General features: G+C 51.8%; 17 protein-coding genes. 11 read left to right on the forward strand and 6 right to left on the reverse strand.

The features are described 5' to 3' along the window. The 7 genes from bcsB to ahpF form a co-directional block, all read left to right on the forward strand. The coding region (bcsB, locus tag J5224_RS05310; protein ID WP_264624367.1) for a cellulose biosynthesis cyclic di-GMP-binding regulatory protein BcsB at nt 1–2,256 on the forward strand (2,256 nt) is incomplete at its 5' end. A 3-nt stretch (nt 2,257–2,259) separates the two neighbouring features. Beyond that, nucleotides 2,260–3,387, forward strand: coding sequence for a cellulose synthase complex periplasmic endoglucanase BcsZ (gene bcsZ, locus J5224_RS05315; RefSeq protein WP_264624368.1), 1,128 nt, complete (start codon nt 2,260–2,262; stop codon nt 3,385–3,387). Further along, complete coding sequence (gene bcsC, locus J5224_RS05320) at nt 3,369–6,938, forward strand: cellulose synthase complex outer membrane protein BcsC (RefSeq protein WP_264624369.1); 3,570 nt, start codon at nt 3,369–3,371, stop codon at nt 6,936–6,938. The genes bcsZ and bcsC overlap by 19 nt, the downstream gene beginning before the upstream one ends. A gap of 32 nt (nt 6,939–6,970) precedes the next feature. Beyond that, a complete protein-coding gene (locus tag J5224_RS05325) occupies nt 6,971–8,104 on the forward strand; it encodes a hypothetical protein (RefSeq protein ID WP_264624370.1) in 1,134 nt (377 codons plus the stop codon). Between the two features lie 120 nt (nt 8,105–8,224). After that, a complete protein-coding gene (locus J5224_RS05330; RefSeq protein ID WP_264624371.1) occupies nt 8,225–8,638 on the forward strand; it encodes a HEAT repeat domain-containing protein in 414 nt (137 codons plus the stop codon). 94 nt (nt 8,639–8,732) lie between these two features. Then, a complete protein-coding gene (gene ahpC / locus J5224_RS05335; RefSeq protein WP_264624372.1) occupies nt 8,733–9,296 on the forward strand; it encodes an alkyl hydroperoxide reductase subunit C in 564 nt (187 codons plus the stop codon). Nucleotides 9,297–9,500: 204 nt separating this feature from the next. Next, nucleotides 9,501–11,060, forward strand: a complete 1,560-nt coding sequence (gene ahpF, locus J5224_RS05340) for an alkyl hydroperoxide reductase subunit F (protein WP_264624373.1) — start codon at nt 9,501–9,503, stop codon at nt 11,058–11,060. A 145-nt stretch (nt 11,061–11,205) separates the two neighbouring features. Here the strand turns inward: ahpF and J5224_RS05345 are convergent, their stop codons facing one another. From J5224_RS05345 to J5224_RS05365, 5 genes are all read right to left on the reverse strand, one after another. Next, the gene (locus tag J5224_RS05345; RefSeq protein WP_264624374.1) at nt 11,206–11,544 is read right to left on the reverse strand and encodes a type II toxin-antitoxin system RelE/ParE family toxin; all 339 of its coding nucleotides are present in this window, start codon (nt 11,542–11,544) and stop codon (nt 11,206–11,208) included. A gap of 14 nt (nt 11,545–11,558) precedes the next feature. After that, the gene (locus J5224_RS05350) at nt 11,559–11,828 is read right to left on the reverse strand and encodes a hypothetical protein (RefSeq protein ID WP_264624375.1); all 270 of its coding nucleotides are present in this window, start codon (nt 11,826–11,828) and stop codon (nt 11,559–11,561) included. Between the two features lie 296 nt (nt 11,829–12,124). Then, on the reverse strand, nt 12,125–13,123 hold the full coding sequence (locus tag J5224_RS05355) for a helix-turn-helix domain-containing GNAT family N-acetyltransferase (RefSeq protein WP_264624376.1): 999 nt from the start codon (nt 13,121–13,123) through the stop codon (nt 12,125–12,127). Between the two features lie 99 nt (nt 13,124–13,222). Further along, nucleotides 13,223–13,618: a hypothetical protein gene (locus tag J5224_RS05360; RefSeq protein ID WP_264624377.1), complete on the reverse strand. Its 396-nt coding sequence runs from the start codon at nt 13,616–13,618 to the stop codon at nt 13,223–13,225. A gap of 13 nt (nt 13,619–13,631) precedes the next feature. Beyond that, on the reverse strand, nt 13,632–13,898 hold the full coding sequence (locus tag J5224_RS05365) for a hypothetical protein (protein WP_195313169.1): 267 nt from the start codon (nt 13,896–13,898) through the stop codon (nt 13,632–13,634). Nucleotides 13,899–14,785: 887 nt separating this feature from the next. On the opposite strand from J5224_RS05365, the gene J5224_RS05370 reads away from it, so the two are divergent. Beyond that, on the forward strand, nt 14,786–15,247 hold the full coding sequence (locus J5224_RS05370) for a helix-turn-helix domain-containing protein (RefSeq protein WP_264624378.1): 462 nt from the start codon (nt 14,786–14,788) through the stop codon (nt 15,245–15,247). Next, the gene (locus J5224_RS05375; protein WP_264624379.1) at nt 15,247–15,822 is read left to right on the forward strand and encodes a PIN domain-containing protein; all 576 of its coding nucleotides are present in this window, start codon (nt 15,247–15,249) and stop codon (nt 15,820–15,822) included. Before J5224_RS05370 ends, J5224_RS05375 begins: the two co-directional genes overlap by 1 nt. 316 nt (nt 15,823–16,138) lie before the next feature. On the opposite strand, the gene J5224_RS05380 is transcribed toward J5224_RS05375, so the two are convergent. Continuing rightward, entirely contained in the window at nt 16,139–16,312 is a 174-nt protein-coding gene (locus J5224_RS05380) for a hypothetical protein (protein ID WP_264624380.1), read from the reverse strand. Between the two features lie 696 nt (nt 16,313–17,008). Between J5224_RS05380 and J5224_RS05385 the strand changes: the two genes are divergently transcribed. Continuing rightward, nucleotides 17,009–17,827, forward strand: a complete 819-nt coding sequence (locus J5224_RS05385; protein WP_264624381.1) for a haloacid dehalogenase-like hydrolase — start codon at nt 17,009–17,011, stop codon at nt 17,825–17,827. A gap of 355 nt (nt 17,828–18,182) precedes the next feature. Further along, on the forward strand, nt 18,183–19,088 hold the full coding sequence (locus J5224_RS05390; RefSeq protein ID WP_264624382.1) for a hypothetical protein: 906 nt from the start codon (nt 18,183–18,185) through the stop codon (nt 19,086–19,088). Nucleotides 19,089–19,555 lie beyond the last annotated feature (467 nt).

Raw genomic sequence — 19,555 nt, forward strand, 5'->3', positions numbered from 1 at the left:
ATGACGAAAAAAATAACCTGGTTTACCGCTCTGGCTCTGGGCATGGTGCCGTTATCTCAGGCTGAAACCGCAGCCCCGCCGATCACGCAGGCCAACAATGCTGCTATGGCCGCCCCCATCGTCAGCCAGCAGTTGGCGTTTAAGCAACTGGCACCTGCGCCGGGCAGTTTCGCATTGCGGGGAACGTCCCCTGTTGGCTATATCCAGTTTGGTGTACGGCATGATGAAGTGGTGACGCAAGCGTCGCTACAGCTGGAATTTACCCCCTCGCCTACGTTAACGCCGGTTGAATCACATCTCAAAGTGTATCTCAATGAGGTGCTGATGGGCGTCGTTACCATCACCAAAGAGCAAGTGGGCCAGCCAACGCAGGCCACTTTGCCGCTGGACCCGCGTTATATCACCGATTTTAACCGCGTGCGGCTAGAATTTATCGGGCATTACAAAAGCATATGCCAAGACCCCTCCAGCAGTAGCCTGTGGCTGAATATCAGCCAAGCCAGTTCGCTCAATGTGCAGATGCAAAAACTGCCGCTGAAAAACGATCTGTCGTCATTCCCTATCCCGTTCTTTGATGCCCGCGATAACCGGCCGCTGACGATGCCAATGGTGTTTAATCAGCAACCGGATCTGGGACAGCAGCAGGCTGCCGCAATCCTCGCCTCCTGGTTTGGTGCCCGCGCGCAGTGGCGCGGTCAGTCCTTCCCGGCGCTGTTCAACCAACTGCCCGACAGCCACGCGGTGGTGTTCGCCACCAATGCGCAACGCCCGGATTTCCTGCGCGATTACCCGCCGGTTGATGGCCCGACGGTGGAGGTCATCAGCCATCCGCAGACCCCTTATGTTAAGTTGCTGCTGGTGCAAGGCCGCGATGACAATGACCTGATCACCGCCGCGAAAGGGATCGCGCAAGGTAACATTCTATTCCGTGGGCAGAATGTCAGCGTCGATCGCGTTGAGCAACTGGCACCGCGTCAACCCTACGATGCGCCAAACTGGATCCGTACCGACCGCCCGATGACCTTTGCCGAATTACAGCAATACCCGGAGCAGTTGCAGAGCCGCGGTATCGCTCCCGACCCGCTGATGATGACGCTGAATTTGCCGCCGGACCTGTTCCTTATCCGCAGCAAAGGTATCGATATGCACCTGAAGTATCGCTATACCGCGCCGCGCACACTGGATGGCTCCCGTCTGGCAATCAACCTGAACAACCAGTTTGTTCAGGCCTTTAATCTGGTGCCAGAAAGTGAGAAAAGCTCGTTGCTGCTCCGGTTGCCGATCACTCAAGGACTATTGGATTCGGATAAAAACCTGTCCATTCCGGCGTTAAAACTGGGCACCGTCAACGAACTGCGCTTTGACTTCGATTACGCGACAGTCACCACCAGCAATATCTCAGCGGATCGCTGTGAAACTATCGCGCCCATCGAAAACCATGCGGTTATCGACGGCAACTCCACCATTAATTTCTCGGGCTACCGCCACTTTATGGCAATGCCGGACCTGCGTGCCTTCGCCAATGCCGGTTTCCCCTTCAGCCGTCTGGCAGATATGTCGCAAAGCGTGGCTCTGATGGATAAAGAACCGCATGCAGAGCAGGTCAGCGCGCTGCTTAATGCCGTCGGCAACATCGGTGCGCAAACTGGCTATCCAGCGTTGGCGTTGCAACTGACCAACGATCCGGCACAGCTTAGCCAGGTGGACAAAGATATTTTGTTGATCGGTTCACTGCCTGAATCGCTGCGTGACGAAGCCAAAATCGGGCTGTTGACTGAAACCACCAAGAGTTGGGTCAAGATGCCAGTACGACAAACCGTACTGCCGGATGAAGGCTCCCCCCAAACGGACGGCAGACCGGACAGCAGAACCGACATCCGCGCCGAAACCGCCATCGCTACCATTATCGGTACGCAGTCCCCCTATTTTGCCCAACGCAGCATCGTCGCGCTGCTGGCAGACAGCCCGCAGGGCTATACGTTGCTCAACAATGCCCTGATAGATAGCACCAAACGGGCCACCGTTTTCGGCTCAGCGGCTGTCATCCGCGAGTCGGGCGTCCGCAGCTTGCGGGTGGGCGATATGTACTATGTGGGTCATCTCCCATGGTGGGAACGCGTCTGGCACGCATTGGCGCTACACCCACTCTGGCTGGCTGGCATGTCTACCCTGGTCACGATCATTTTCGCCTGGCTGCTGTGGCGCGGCCTGAAAGTGCTCAGCCGTCGTCGCCTCTCGGCTGACGAGAAGGATTAACCGATGGGTATACTGTGGCGTGCACTGTTGTTGACGCTGCTGCTGGGCGGTCACGCTGTGGCTGCCACAGGCGTCTGTCACTGGCCCGCGTGGGAGCAGTTCCAACGTGACTACATCAGCACGGAAGGGCGCGTTATCGATCCATCGACACCCAGCCAGATCACCACGTCCGAGGGGCAGAGCTACGGCCTGTTTTTCGCACTGGTGGCCAATGACCGGGCGATGTTCGAAAAGCTGCTGCAATGGACCGAAAACAATCTGGCCTTCGGCGATCTCAGCGCACACCTGCCTGCCTGGCAATGGGGAAAAAAGATCCCGCAGGCCGATGATTCTCCTTGGGGCGTATTAGACCCTAATTCCGCCTCCGATGCCGATGTGTGGATTGCCTACAACCTGCTGGAAGCCGGGCGGCTGTGGAAAAGCCGCCGCTTTCTGACGCTGGGCACGCTGCTGTTGCAGCGTATCGCCCGTGAAGAAGTGGCTGAGATCCCCGGTCTGGGTGTGATGTTGCTGCCGGGCAAAGTGGGGTTCGTGCACGGCGACCGCTGGCGACTGAACCCCAGCTACCAACCTCCCCAGTTGCTCGCGCGTTTCGCCACGCTAAAAGGCCCGTGGAAAGCGATGCGTGCGGTGAATCTGAGGCTGCTGAAAGAGAGTGCCCCCCACGGCTTTTCACCCGATTGGGTGGTTTGGAGCAAGCAGCAGGGTTGGCAAGCAGATGAAACCAAGCCCAATATCGGCAGTTACGATGCGATTCGCGTCTATCTGTGGGCAGCCATGCTGGCGCAAGAGAGCAAAGAACGTGCCGCACTGGTCACCCATTTCCAGCCGATGGCGACACTGACGGCGCAATCGGGCATGCCGCCCGAGCAGGTCAACACCTCGACCGGGAAAGCACAAGGCACGGGTTCGGTGGGTTTCTCCGCCGCGCTGCTGCCACTGTTGGCAGCCAACCCGACGGCACGTGATGTTCAGCGCCAACGCTTGCACGATGCAGCGACTGACAACAACGCCTATTTTTCTGCTTCTCTGATGCTGTTCGGTCAGGGGTGGGATGAACAGCGTTATCGATTCAATCAACAGGGTGAACTTTTACCTTCCTGGGATAAGCAATGCGTAACTTCACCATAATAGGCGCTGGGTTATTTTCAATAAGCCTGGTGATGATATCGCCCGCCATTGGGGCAAACGACGTCACGCCTAACGCCTTTTTAATGGATCAGATCAGGCTGGGAGAAGCCAGCAACAAAGACGATTTGGTACGGCAATCGTTGGCACGCCTGATACTTATTGACCCGGACAACCCGGACGTGATCGCGGCACAGCTGCGACTGGCGCTGCGTCAGGGCGATCAGGCACAGGCACGGCAGCATCTGGAAAAGCTGCGCAGCGTTGCGCCTGATTCCGAGCAGTACCGACAGTCAGCGATGATGCTGTCCCTCACACAACAGGACACGCGCCAGAAGCTGGAACAGGCGCGGCTGCAAGCCACCGCCGGGCATTATGAAGACGCGAAGAAAGCCTACGACGAACTGTTCCACGGCGAACCGCCGACGCTCGATCTGGCCGTTGAATATTGGCGACTGGTCGCGCGCCTACCGGGGCAGGAGCCCGCAGCCATTCAGCAACTGGAGGCGTTGGATAAACGCTATCCCGGCAACGCTAATTTACGACTGACGCTGGCACGCCGCCTGTTCAGTCAGGATCGCGATGCCGAAGGCTATGCGCTGCTGGAAAAACTGGCGGACGACCCAGTCGGACGCGGTCAAGCGGCAGGCATGTGGATGGAGATGGTCAAACGCATGGCGGTATCTCCGCAAAGTGTCGCTCGTCTTAACCGTTTTATCACTGTCTTCGCAGACGATCCCAACACATCCGATGCACAAAACGAACTGGATCGGCAGCAAAAAATGCTCAATGATCCTGCTTATCAAGCTCGGCAACGAGGGATAGCTCGTGTTGAACAAGGTGCCTCCGACAGCAGCACTCTCGATGATTTAAATAAAGCGTTGGCCCAATATCCTAACGACCCGAACCTGATCGGTGCGTTAGGGATGGTCTCTATGCGTAATGGCGATCGCACTAAAGCGATCACGCTGTTTGAACAGGCTCAAAATGCTGATATTAATCGAGAAAATGGAAATAAGTGGGAATCTCTCATTAAAAGCACACGTTACTGGCAGGAAATCGATGCCGGTAACAGAGCCCTCAACGCAAAGAATGTGTCAGAGGCAGAACAACATTTCCAACAAGCACAAAATATAGATAACACCAATGCTTACGCCCTGAGCGGGTTAGGTGACGTCGCAGCAGCCCGTGGTGATGATGCCGCCGCGCTGCGCTTTTATCAGCAGGCGTTGCAGCTCGAAGCGGACAACGGGGGTGCTATTCGTGGTATTACGGCAATTTATGCCCGCCAATCATTGGCATCATCAGCAGAAACACCCCCAATACCGTCACCGCCGCAAGCATCAGGACCTACATCAATATCCCCCGAAAGCGCCCTTCCAACATCGGAGCGCCATCAAATCAACACGCCCCTTGCAGCTCAACAAAAACCACTGCAAGACGCCATGCGCACACTGCAACGGGATATCACCTCGCAGCAAGCCGAGCAGTTGGCACAACAAGGACAATGGCGCGAGGCGGAAGCGGCCTATCAAAAGGTGTATCAGCCCACATCAGACGAAATCTGGCTGCCCTACCACTATGCCCAGGTGTTGCGCCAATTAGGGAAAAACGCACAAGCAGATGCAATGATGCAACGCATGGCCAACATGCCGCCCATCAGCGCAGAACGTGCCTACGCTTATGCACTCTATCTCTCCTCTGCTGGGCGAGGAACTCAAGCGCTGGCCCATTTGCGGACATTGCCCGAATCGCAATGGGACGAGAAAATACGAGAGCTGGCACAACGGCTCTCAATGGAAAATACGCTGGCACACGCTCAGTCACTGTATGACGCAGGCAATGAAACCGGTGCCGTCAGCTACCTGCAACAACAGCCCGCCAATACCCGCATTTCGCTGATGCTGGCGGACTGGGCGCTGCAGCGGGGCAACGCTGCCGATGCGTTGACACGCTACCGCAACGTGCTGGCACAGGATGCGCAAAACGCGGATGCCCAATTCGGGGAAGTGGAAGCGTTAATCGCCATCGGACAGCGCGATGAGGCCAGTCAGCGTTTGCAAACGCTAAAAATAGCCGATGACAGTTCGCTCAATACCCAGCGCCGTGTCGCCAATGCCTGGTATGCAGTCGGCAACACGCCGTTAGCCAACCAGACGCTACAAGCAGCGAAAACCACAGCGCAGAAAGCGCCAGCCAGCCAGATTAAAGCGTGGATCTACCGCGATGCGGCGCGTTTGGAAACACAGCAGGGACAATCCGCCCAGGCGCAGGCCGATTACCGTCAGGCGATGGTTGCCAGCGGCATCAGCAGCACGTCGCCACAGGATAACGACAGCTACACCCGTTTGACACGCCCGCAGCAACATGATGACTGGCTGCAACGCAGCATTCGTGCCGATGCGGCCGATCAGTATCGGCAGCAGGACATCAACGTGACCCTCGGCCACGATTACTGGCGTTCCAGCGGCACTAACGGCATCTCCAACCTGAAAGCCCACAACACGGTGCTGCAAGCCGATTTTCCGCTCTATCAGGGGCGTGGCTTCGTGCGCACCGATACCATCGCGATGAACGCGGGACGCTTTAACACCAACAGCAACGGAGCCTTCCGTGATGTGTTTGGCACCTGCGCCACGCTGGATTGCTACAGCGGCAGAACGCAGAAAACCTCAGGCACCGGCGTCGCCGCAGGCTGGAAAAACGATCGCTGGACGGCGGATATCGGCACCACGCCCATCGGGTTCGAGGTGGTAGACGTAGTCGGTGGCGTCAGCTACAGCGGCGACTGGCAACAGATAGGCTGGACGGCCACGGCGTCACGCCGCCCTATCTCCAGCTCACTGCTGGCCTTCGGCGGGGCCAAAGATCCTATCACCGGCACGACGTGGGGCGGCGTGCGCGCGACCGGTGCCAGTCTGGGACTCAGCTACGATCGCGGTGAAGCACACGGCGTATGGAGCGATTTAAGCATCCACCAGATCACCGGGAAAAATGTGGCAGATAACCATCGCGCCCGCGCCATGGCGGGTTACTACTATAAGCTTATCAATGAAGATAATCGCCGCTTCACCGTCGGGACGAACACCATGTGGTGGAGCTACCAGAAAGATCTCAGCGGCTATTCCCTTGGGCAAGGGGGTTATTACAGCCCGCAGCAATATGTCTCGTTTGGGCTCCCCATCAATTACCGTCAGCGCACTGAGAACTGGTCATGGGAAATGGGCGGTACCGTCTCCTGGTCTTATGCCAAAACCAAAAATCAGCGCCGTTATCCCTTAAGCGGTCTGGTCAGCACCGCTGGGTTAACCGCCGATGAGCGGGATCGCATTGAAACAGGTAGCAGCAGCACTGGCTTCGGCTACACGCTGCGCGCCTTGCTCGAACGACGACTCACATCACACTGGACGTTAGGTGCCGCGGTGGATATTCAACAGGCAAAAGACTACACACCGAGCCACGGCATACTCTATTTGCGTTACTCATTCGCGGGTTGGCAAGGAAGTCTGGACAGCCCGCCGCAACCGCCAACGCCGTATTCTGATTTTAAATAGCGCGCAACGCCGCTACGGCAGGCGCAGGAGGGATGATGCGCATCGCTATTTTAGGGGCTGTGGGCAACGCTGGCCGCCTGCTGGCACAGCAGTTAGCCCCTGAGCTTGATGATCGCACCGAGCTATTGCTGGTTGGGCGACGAGAAGCGCCACTGGATGTGCTGTGTGAGCAGATAAACCACCATGCTGGGCGGACTCTGGCACACACCGCCTGCGCTGATTTTAGCGATCTGCCGCGTATGCGCACCGTACTGGCGGGTACGCAGTTGGTGGTCGTCACCGCAGCGCTCGGCAAACACACCGCGCCGCTCGCCGCACTGGTGCTGGAGATTGGGGCAGACTGGCTGGATATCATGCTCTCCACCCCCGCTAAATGGCAGGCGTTGATGGCGCTGTCACCCGCAATGAAGCAACAGGGCCGTTGCTTTATCACCGACGGCGGTTTTCATCCCGGCCTGCCTGCCGCCATGGCGCGCTGGGCTGCGAACCGGGTGGATGCACTGACGCAGGCAGACATCTATGCCGCACTACGTATCAACTGGCAAGCCAGTACGCTATCAGATTCCACACTTGCCGAGGCCCTCGACGAATTCAGCGCTTTTGATATGCACATCTGGGCACAAGGCCGCCGCCGACGGCTCAATCTGTTTGCGTTGCCGACGTTCACGTTTGCCGCGCCCATTGGACAACAAACCTGCACCCCGATGCCGCTGGGAGAAATGCAGGCGCTTATCGCCGCAATCCCCACGCTGCAACGCGCCAACTTTTACATTGCCGGGTTTTCCCCAGTGTGCGACTGGCTGCTGCTCCCCGCCATCATGATGTTAACGCGCTGCGGGGCGCGCACGCTGGCGCTGCGTAGTTTGCGCCATATGTTAACGCATTGCGCCTCTTCCCCACCGCCCCATCAGTTGGAAATCACTCTGATGGCGGAAGGGCGCGTTGCCAGGGATAACGTCAGCATGACGCTTTCTCTCTGCGGCAGTGACCCTTATTTGATGACCGTACTGCCCGCGATTGCCTGCATTCGCCAATGGCTGAGCGGCCCACCGTTTCCCCCCGGTTTACATCATCAGGGAATGCTCGTTGAACCGGAACGGTTTTTCTCCGATTTGCGCCCTACGGCACTGACGCTATCTTCTTGTGTCACCTCTCTCACAGAGTAAACAAGCCACAGTTTCCTTACCTCTTCGGCGTAAAAACGGATAGGATGACGCGTTACGCAAACCACAGCGGGATGCGTGCGTCAAAATCAATAAGAAAAACCTATGGCAGCAGGTGTGATAATGCGTAGAAGTGAAAAGATCATCAGTGACTACCTTGCCCTCTCCCCGAAGGAGCAAATCGCCTATCTGCGCAGTTTTAATCAGAACCTTGACGCAGAGTTATGTGATTTCTTTCTGTGCATCGCCCTCGACAAAACACAAGAGACGTCGCTGCGCAAAGAAGCGATAAATGTCATCGGCCTGTTCAAAGGTCACAGCAACGACAACGCCATCAAGAAAGCGCTGTATCATCTGATACGCACGCCAAACGCGGATATCCAGATTCACGCCATCAGCGCATTAGGGTTGATGCACATTGATGAGAGCGATCTGCGCTATATCGCTCACCTTGCACAGCACAGTGAGGATGAACGGGTGCAAGATGTAGCCAACGCGTTTATCGCCAACCGACGCGATATTGCCAGTGCGTTGTAAGGTATGACTTATTGATTCGATAACGACAACGCATTAGCGATATCGATCACACTTTTGTACCTTATGCCTCATACCAACACATGAGGATAACGTGATGTCTGTCATTAACACGCAAGTCAAACCTTTCAAAAACCAAGCATTCAAAGACGGAAAATTTGTCGAAGTTACCGAAAGGGACATCGAAGGCAAATGGAGCGTGTTCTTCTTCTATCCGGCGGACTTTACCTTCGTTTGCCCGACCGAACTGGGCGACGTGGCTGACCACTATGCAGAATTCAAGAAACTGGGCGTAGAAATCTACTCCGTGTCCACCGACACCCATTTCACGCACAAAGCCTGGCACAGCAGCTCTGATACCATCGCGAAAATCCAATACACCATGATCGGTGACCCGACAGGCCAACTGACGCGTAACTTTGAAAACATGCGTGAAGATCAAGGCCTGGCCGACCGCGGCACCTTTATCGTTGACCCGCAAGGCATCATCCAGGCCGTAGAAATTACTGCCGAAGGCATTGGCCGTGACGCCTCTGACCTGCTGCGCAAAGTGAAAGCAGCACAGTACGTTGCATCCCACCCCGGCGAAGTGTGCCCGGCCAAATGGCAGGAAGGCGAAGCTACGCTGGCACCGTCTTTGGACCTGGTTGGCAAGATCTGATTTTGTCTACCGTTATCGGGTGCGCCGCACCCGATTAAGACTGACGACTGGCCTTTTCGGTACATCCGAGTTTCCCGGCAAATCACGCCGTGGGGCACTCCGGCGGCTTACGCCGCTACGACCCCATCGCCGCACTTTGCCTAACAACAGGCACTGCCAGTCGTCTGATTACCCCCGCTTTGTCGCACCGCGTAAGGATGACCCATGCTCGACAACAATCTGAAAAACCAGTTAGCCGCCTATCTGGAAAAATTAACCAAACCTGTCGAGTTAATCGCCACGCTGGACGACTCGGCTAAATCCACCGAAATTCGTGCATTACTGACGGATATCGCGAGCTTATCCGCGCAGGTGACCTTCAAAGAAGATAACGCCAGCGCCGAACGTAAGCCCTCATTTCAGATAACCAATCCCGGCTCGCACAGCGGTCCGCGTTTTGCCGGTTCACCGATGGGCCACGAATTTACTTCGCTGGTGCTGGCGCTGCTGCAAACCGGCGGCCATCCGGCGAAAGAGGCGCAGGAACTGCTGGAGCAGGTGCGCGACATTGACGGCAGCTACCATTTTGAAACCTTCTATTCGCTGTCATGCCATAACTGCCCGGACGTGGTTCAGGCACTGAACCTGATGGCGATCCTGAATCCCAACATTACCCACACCGCGATTGACGGCGGCGTCTTCCAACAGGAAGTACAGGACCGCAACGTGATGGGAGTACCCACCGTTTTCCTGAACGGTGAACACTTCAGCCAGGGGCGCATGAGCCTGGGTGAAATCGTCGCGAAGCTCGACACCGGTGCCAACGATAAGCAAGCGGCCAAGCTCAACGCGCGTGCCGCTTATGATGTCCTGATCATTGGCAGCGGCCCGGCAGGCGCAGCGGCCGCCGTGTATTCCGCGCGTAAAGGCATCCGCACCGGTTTGATGGGCGAACGTTTCGGCGGCCAGGTGCTGGATACGGTGGATATTGAAAACTATATCTCGGTACCAAAAACCGAAGGTGCCAAACTGGCTACCGCGCTGAAAAGCCACGTTGATGACTACGATGTGGATGTAATTGACCTGCAAACGGCCAGTAAGCTGATCCCGGCCAAAGCACCCGGCGATCTGCATCAGATTGAAACCGCCTCCGGCGCGACGCTGAAAGCGCGCAGCATCATCCTTGCCACGGGTGCACGCTGGCGCAACATGAACGTGCCCGGCGAAGATCAGTACCGCACACGTGGGGTGACCTATTGCCCACACTGCGATGGCCCGTTGTTCAAAGGCAAGCATGTTGCCGTGATTGGCGGTGGCAACTCTGGCGTGGAAGCGGCTATCGATCTGGCTGGCGTGGTGAAACACGTCACCCTGCTGGAATTTGCCCCCGAATTGAAAGCAGACTCGGTGTTGCAAGCCAAAGTGCGCAGCCTGCCGAATGTAGACATCATCCTTAACGCGCAGACCACGGAAGTGAAAGGCGACGGGCAGAAAGTGACTGGCCTGAGCTACCTTAACCGTGTAGACGATACGCAACATTCGCTGGCGCTGGAAGGGATCTTCGTGCAGATCGGTTTGCTGCCGAACACCCAATGGCTGGAAGGCAGCGTGGAACGCAACCGCATGGGCGAAATCATCATTGATGCCAAATGCGAAACCACCGTCAAAGGCGTGTTTGCCGCCGGTGACTGCACCACCGTGCCTTACAAACAAATCATCATCGCCACCGGTGAAGGTGCGAAAGCCTCTCTGAGTGCGTTTGATTATTTGATTCGGACGGTGTAATTCATATCAATACCAGCACTGCGCTGCGTATGCTGCGCGGTGCTGTCTCGTTCTTCACGAGTACCCGTTTGGAGAGGGGAAATACCGTAAAAATGGGTGCGCTAGGGCGACGAAACAAAAAAACCGAATCACGGGGCTGTGAACATTATTTCAGTATGTTATAGCGGTAAAGTAATCTTCCAAAATCTTGTTTCATACTGACAAAAAGCAGTATCTCAATATTTTTTCCATCAAAATCGTAAAGCACACGATACTCACCTTCAACATCAAGCCGTTCACGCAACATCAAACCACGATCGGAAAGGTATACGTTAAAGCGGTATCTTTCAGGATCCTGGATAATGTTTGCGACAGAACCCATCAGTAGATTATCAACGAAGTTAGCCGCTTCTTGCGCACCAACAGTGCCACTTTTATAAGATTCAATATCTGCCAGGCACTGCTGTGCTAAAGGTGCAACGACGATTGAAAACGAATTTGACACGCTATGCCTCTCTTCTACTTTCGCGCAGCACGCAGGTTCCCTAAGACCTCCTCAGGAGACAGGCCTTTGCCATCTGCGATTTCCTTTTTCGCTTGCATTGCCAGCTTAAAAAGCGCGTTTATGTTTCTGTCTTGCTGCATTTCCCTCACTTCCGCCTCACGTTCTGCGGCAGTCTGGATAAACAGTTCAGAGACGCCATTTTTGGTCACATAAACACCACCTTCAAACGTTTCCGCATTGCCAAGGCTGTCTCTGGCAAGCTTCTGGGACATGGTTTGAGTCATATTCTTATCCACTTAAAATGAGATTCACTTGTAAGAACAGTCGCTTGATCGTTTTGGATACCGCTTTGCAGAAGTGCCAATCAGCACTCTCACTCATTCTACTCGCGTAGGCATATTAAAGCATAGTAGTGCGTGTATTAATTGTGTACATATTTATACACCTATTGCAGCCAACATCGCATCTCTTCTGAAAGACATCCCCGGCAGTTGCCGGGGATGGAACTGATCGTTCCCGCATAATCAACATCCGTAGATTTGAAGCTAGCATTTTGCACGCCCAGACCTATTTTGCGCTGTCACAGCGCCCTTAGCATACAGATGCCGCAGCTGTTATGGCCCGTATTGCCCAGCCTTTCAGGGAGATGACGAAACCCGAAAGCTTCATAAAGACGAACGGCATCCTTCAGCTCATCAAGCGTTTCGAGATAGCAGGAGCGATACCCCATATCAGTGGCCTGCGCAATAACAAAGGCGATCATACGCCTGCCCATCCCCATGCCTTTAACGTCACTGCTGAAATACAGTTTCTGCATTTCACACGTTCCTTCCTCACCGGCAAGCGGAGCGATTCCCGCCCCACCGACAATGTTGCCGTTGGCCTCGGCAACCCAGTATCCGGTTCCGGGCTGGCTATAAACCTCACTTAACCGCCCGAGTTCGGGATCGTGGAGGCTAACGCCCTCTAAATGATCTATTTTGTTTTCCCGAAAGCTGTTGCGGATGATCTCGGCGATAGCCGCATTGTCTCTGGCCTCAATAGGTCGGAACAGCAGCCCCTCTTCACGCTGGCGGCGCGCATTGCGCAAGCTACCAGAGAATCGCGTGATGGTTTCAAGGAATTCCACAACCTCTCCATCTGCGGATGAAGCAAGGGCTTCCTCAGTGAACCGGTCAGCATTCTCTTCCAGAAATAAGAGCCGTTGCTTTCCGGTTTCGCTCAACAGGAAGGTTGACGCCCGACCATCCTGATCGTCATGTTCCCTCAGTAGATACCCTGCCTCCATCAGGCTCCGAAGCGCGCGACTCATGCTGGCTTTTTCAACGCAGAGCCTCGCAGCCAGATCGGTTGCGCCAGCAGGTTTACTATTCAGTTCAATGAGAATGTGGCTCTGAAGAGGAGATAACTCCGTTCCGCTGCTTTTACGGCTGAGCATACCCAGCTCTCTGACCATTTCGCGCAAGGCGGCACGGAACTGACGAATTTCATTTTTTTTCATAAATCTGGCCTGCATTGAATGACGATGGCAGATGACACGAAAATTAGTTAACCATGTTAACCATTTTTTATCTCTCATATATCCGCAAACAGGTGTTCATCATGAATCGCCCAAGCGCTCATAACAGAGTTGTTGCATTAAAGAGGCTTGCTATGCCGCAGCAGCGAGGACGCTGTGTTAGTGAGGATCGTCACCGGGGAGGTAATAAGGAACGTAGGTGTATACGGTCGTCAGGCGGGAAAAGGCATTCACATAATCGGTTTTGCCGTGGCAAAAGAAATGGATTTGGATCTCGGCATCAGTGACTTCATGCTGGCACAAATAACCTGTGCTTTCTTGTCGCCATTTACGGAAGGGATAACCACGGGAGGCCATCTGTGGATCGATGGGCCAAGTAACCATACTTGATAACGCCTGAGTGGTTTCATTGACTAAGTGCTGGACAAACTCAGTCCCTATTCTCTGGCTCTCTTCTTCTGAGTGACCAGACATGCGGGCCATGTCGATCTTGCGAGATTTGATTTCGTGCAACGAAACATAGGCCGTTTCGGAAAGGTATAGGGATTTAAACATTTAGTCTCCTATGTCAGGTTGTCGCATTCAGCCTCCTCAATGCTTCTTCGGGGGTCATCTTGCGGTTGTTTGCAAAATCCTGTTTAGACCGCATTAAGATCCGAAACAGGGCGTCTTGTTGGCGCTGATACTCACGCTCGGCAAGTTCTGCCTCCCGCTCTGCAGCCGTCTGAACAAAAAGTTCAGCAGTGCCATTCTTTGTTACATACACGCCGCCTTCAAAAAGTTCTGGATTGCCAAGGCTTTCACGAACTGCTTTTTGGGACATAGTGGTTGTCATAGTTACTACCCTCACGGATATCTCCTCGCTGGTGAGTGATTCTGCCAGAAGATTTGTTGTTACAAGGTAAAGTGTCACTCACTTTACGGTGGTTAGCCCTCCGCGGTCCTGGCTTCTCACCGTTGTACCCTACTCGTGTTGCACAAGCAGCTGAATGATTCTGCTAACGCTCAGGCAAATAAAACCTCATCCACACCCTTTGATAAAAGGCCCACACGGAAAGGCGATTTATCACTCAATGTAGTTTACCCATTACCTGAAGTGAACGAAACAAATTTATGACAAATTTGTACCTCCTTGTTCTCCCCGTATTTTGTCGTGGCAAAACACGGGCTCCCAGTCTAACAGCAGAGTGATGCAGGCAAACTCACGCCCCGGAATCGCGTCCAACAGTTGCCGAGTATTCAGGTGTCGTCGATAGTATGCTCGGGTTGCAACGCCCGGTTGCCGATTTTGCAGCAACGGCCAGACTATACCCTGCACATTCGGGCGGCAGCAGCCCGTTTTATTCCGATTGTTGTGATGGCAGAGGCGCTTCGTAATAAAACAGGAGCGCTTAATCAGTGCCTGCGGTTGTGCCCGATCTCACGCAGCTAAGAAGCAAGCATCCATTAAACAGATTACGGCCTGAGCCACCAGTGGGTACGCAGCGCAGTAACAGCTCCCGTCTAAAGCACCTTTCGTTTATTTCGTTTGTTGCGTTTTTCGTTTGTTTCGACTAATCTGTCATCGACAGTTGCCGTCAACACTAAACATAAAACTGAAACTCATAAAACTGAAACTCATAAAACTGAAACTCATAAAACTGAAACTCATAAAACTGAAACTCATAAACTGAAACTCATAAACTGAAACTCATAAACTGAAACTAAACATTGGATACTCAAATGACAAACTCAATTCTTGATAGCCTGAGCCTTCCAGCTCAAGGGGAAATTGAGGCGGCTGTACGTGGACAAAGGGAGCTTGCTGCCTACCTTTCCACGAAGATGGAAACACAGAGAATTTCGATTCAGGACGCAGATAACAACACTCGCCAGATCGAGCTGCCAACGTCTTCATTGACGCTGCTTATGTCGATTTTAGGGGAGTTAGCCGTCGGTAACGCGGTTCAGGTTGTTCCTGTGCATGCTGAATTAACCACGCAGGAAGCCGCCAACATTCTGAATGTTTCTCGCCCTCATATGGTGAAACTACTGGAAGACGGTAAGCTCCCTTTTCACAAAACAGGTCGCCATCGCCGCGTGCTTTTCGCCGATTTAATGAGGTACAAAGATCAGCGAGATAACGAAAGCCACAAAGCAATGCAGGTATTGGCAGATCATAGCCAGGATCTTGGATTTTACTGATGATTCACTCACCTTATCCTGTGGTATTAGATGCTTGCGTACTCTATCCATCCTTACTGCGGGATTTATTGATGCACCTGGGACTGACCGGACTGTATCAACCTAAATGGTCAGCCATTATTGAAAACGAATGGCAGCGTAATTTGATTAAGAATAGACCTGACTTAAATTCTGACCAAATCAAACAAACGGGGGAGCTTATGAATCGGGCATTGCCTGATGCAATGGTGACAGGTTTCGAGCCACTCGTTGCCAGTATCGATCTTCCCGATGTTGATGATAGACATGTTGTTGCCGCTGCCATTTGTAGTCATGCTGAAATCGTCGTTACGTTCAACTTGAAAGATTTTCCACAGCAATATTTGGATAATTTCAGCATTGAAGCATTACACCCAGATGATTTTATTACTGATTTGTTCGATTTGAATCAGGCGCTCGTTCTGGCGGCCGTAAACAAGCAGCGTCACAATATGAGAAAGCCTCCAAAATCAGTTGACGAATATCTTGATGCGCTACTCCGCCAAGGTTTACCACAAACAGTAAAAGAATTGAGTAAATTTCGCGTTATTATTTAGTCAGCTTGGTGGCCTTTCGGCCACTGGAAACGACTTCAGATGAAAATTGTCATCAAATGATCTGCGCCGATTGTTTAACACACCGTAATGTTAATAACGGCACATAACTGCCGCACAGAAGAAAGCGGATATGAGCAAAAGCAAACTCACGCCGCCGACACTTGCCACTCACGCCCCGGGATCGCCTCCAGCAGTTGACGGGTATGGAACCGCGTTTCCCGCAGCCGTCTTTGCTAATGCGTTAAGTTCCATACAGCGCTTAACGCATAGCGATCTCAACTTAATGGATGGTCATCATGTGCATCCCTGATCCCTATTACGTCTCCGCGACCGGCTGGTGAAAAACTCGGTGCAAATTTTCCAATCGTTCCTGCAACAGAAAGGTCAGGATCTCTTTGGTTTCGGGATTTTTCATTTCAACCAAAGTAGACGCCAGCGCACGGCATTGGTCGATAATCTCTTCCAGTTCCAAGGGGGTGTTATCAAACATTGCACGCCCCTCCCACCAACAAATAGCCAGCAAAACAAGGCACACAATCACACGCCAGTAGGTAACAGAGATAGGGTTCAGAGGGGGAAATGCTGAATTCAGTGCGAATTTGGATAGGGGTAGATGACATAGCGTCAACCTCCAGCGAGTATTAAAAAAGACGCAAGGTGCGCCCGGTGTCGCCAGTAAGTTACACGGGGTGAGATTCCCGGTCGCCGATTTTGCAGCAACGGCCAGACTATACCCTGCACATTTGGGCGACAGCAAGCCGTTTTATTCCAATTGTTGTGGTGGCAGAGGCGCTCTGTAATCATAGGTGAAGTGGATGATCTTCTCCCTGATGACGAACAAACCGTTGTGTTTGGTATGCCCGTTTATCGCACTTTATGTTATTTCGAAATAGTCGGTTTGGGGCTGCTGTGAGCGAGGAGCTGACGTTCACTGTTATTTGTCCAATTAGTTATGGCATCACTAGCATCTGGTTGTATTAATCAAAAGGAAATAGTCAGTTGATGGAGCAGAGTTTTGACATATTGCTCAAATCTCTATTGATCGATTTTAAATCGGCATCAATATTTTGACATATATTCGCTGAAGCAGTATTAATATAGTGTTGTTCTTTGACATCACTGTGTTGCCTCCAACCATTGCATACTATATTCCATAGTTTTGCGTTACGTTAAGTAGGTATAACCAATGAAATGTGCGTTAATTTATGATTTTGATGGAACTCTAGCAGAAGGTGATTGTGCCCAACATGGACTTATGCCTGCTTTAGGAATTGATGATGTTGCTTCTTTTTGGCAGTCTGTTAAACAACGGGCCAAGAATGATGATGGCGATGAAATATTGTCTTATCTTGGACTTCTTGCTGAGAAAGCGAGTGAGCTTGGTTCCCAAGAGTTAACTGAAGCCAACTTGAAAAAACATGGAAAATCAATCCCGTTATTTCCCGGTGTTGAAAACTGGTTTGAGCGAATAAATTATTATGCTCAACAACACGGTTTGGAATTACATCATTACATAATTTCCAGTGGTTTAGATGCGATGATTAGAGGGACATCCATAGGCTGTAAATTCCGTGATATCTATGCATGTAAATATCATTATTCTTCTGATGGTAAATCCGTCACATGGCCAGCACAAGCAATCAATTACACTACAAAGACTCAATTTTTATTTAGAATAAATAAAGGAATTCCTAACTCATGGGATAATGCAGCCATCAATAAATTCATTGAGCCTGAAGATCGCGAGATCCCTTTCCAAAAAATGATATACTTTGGAGATGGAGACACAGACATTCCAGCAATGAAAATGGTTCGATATCAAGGCGGAGTTTCTTTGGCCGTATTTGACAATAAAAAATGGAATAATCAGACTACGCAAGAAAAAGTCGAGAAGTTAATAGCTGAAGAGAGGGCTAATTATGTTGTTCCTGCTTTGTATAATGAGGGGAGTCAATTGGATGTTACAGTAAAAGGACTGTTACAATTATTTAAGAGAAAGGGATAGCCAGGCACTGATGTCCGCTCCTGGCACGCAACGGACAAGCTGGATGGTTATCAGACCTGCTGTGAGCGAGGAGCAGATGTTGATAGTACTTCACTTTCCCTAAGAATAAAATATGTAGAATGCGGGTTATGAAACTATAGTTGTCTCAGGGGCAGTTAAGTCATGAGCACATAATTAACACAGGCTATTGACTGCCATTGGATTGTTTAATAATCTGCTTAACAGGTTATGCGCAGACCTGTCAGCCTGTAGACAAATCCGCCAAAGCGCTTTCTACCCTTTAGTTTTCAGAGCATATCCTTTTAACTTTGCTCTGTGTTTACAGGCCGCAGAGTATTTGTAAAAGGAATATGCAATGCTCCCACACCTCGATATTAACGATCACCGTTATGTCCCATCACTCGATCAGCTTCGCAAACAGGCTCGCTTCCTCAGAGATCACTGCAATATTCAATTGAACCATGCCTATGAGATGGTCGCGTATTTTTATCGGTTTTCTAGCTGGGGAGATCTGCTAAATCACACCACCAGTGATATAGCTATCGGGGATCAGCAAATCGTCGCTCACATGCGAAAAGAACTCCAGACATACAGAAACCATCTGCCAGCACCTGATCTACAACGATTATCCCAATTAGCAGCTCTGAAGGGCACCTTAACAGAGGCAGTGGTGAATGACCGTATAAAGACATTAAACGATCTGGATATCGTTCAGATCTATAATTGCCTGTATAACGAAGAATACTGGGGTGAACCAGTTCCGGTTTCCTTGTGTAAAGTCCTCGATGAAACAGACAGATGTTTAGTGTTGCTCGCCAAACGGACTGCTCTGGCGGGGCGTACCAAAACAGTCAATCCTCATATTAGCTTTCCATGGTTTGGATTCAGAATGTATGGATATTTACATATTGATGGAAACACACTGAACTACAAATGTAGAGAACTGGACAGCTACCTATGGCCCTCAGAAAAAAAATACACAACGGTATTCAGCAGGCCGTGGTTTGCTGCGTATGTCAGCGGTTTCATCCGTATGCAGCTTCATTCACTATGCAGTTCTGGCTTCTCAGGGAAAATGTCATTTGAGAGAATAAATAATGTCGATTTAGTTCCAGGGCCAGTAAGACAACCATACTTTGATGATGGAATACCAAGTTCATCAATAAACATAGCTGTTGAAAATTTACTCAGCATGGGAGGCGTGAGGGACACAAGAAAAAAAAATATAACATTCCGTTTTGGCAACGGTGAGGTGTATTGATGGACCGCTCATTCTGGATTTTGCTCAGTGAACTGCCATCTTCAACAACTGCGTTTATTTTACTTGCAGGTGTTATCTATACGCTGGCCAGAAAAGGTTGCTTCCCCTCACTTTCACAACGTCAGTTCTTTTATCTGATAATGACGTTTACAATGATAACTGGCTGTAAAATCTTATTTGGATAAAACTCACCAGGCCGATCTGCAACTTATTGATAAATATAAAGGGGCTCTGGTAATGTCCGCTCCTGCCGCACAGGAAAAGGCAGACGCACACAAAGTGGACTGACAGGCCACCAAATGTGGAGAGGCAATAAATCCATTAAGAAAACGGCCCTAGAATCAGATTCCATTAATCATTAAAGATGCAGATCAAAATACAGCGGCGGCGAAGCCACCGTATTCCCTTTAAACCCGGTAAAGATGAGTGAGGGTTATCACCGGAAAGGTGATAATGATAGCAACAAG

It is taken from the genome of Candidatus Symbiopectobacterium sp. NZEC135, assembly GCF_025962695.1.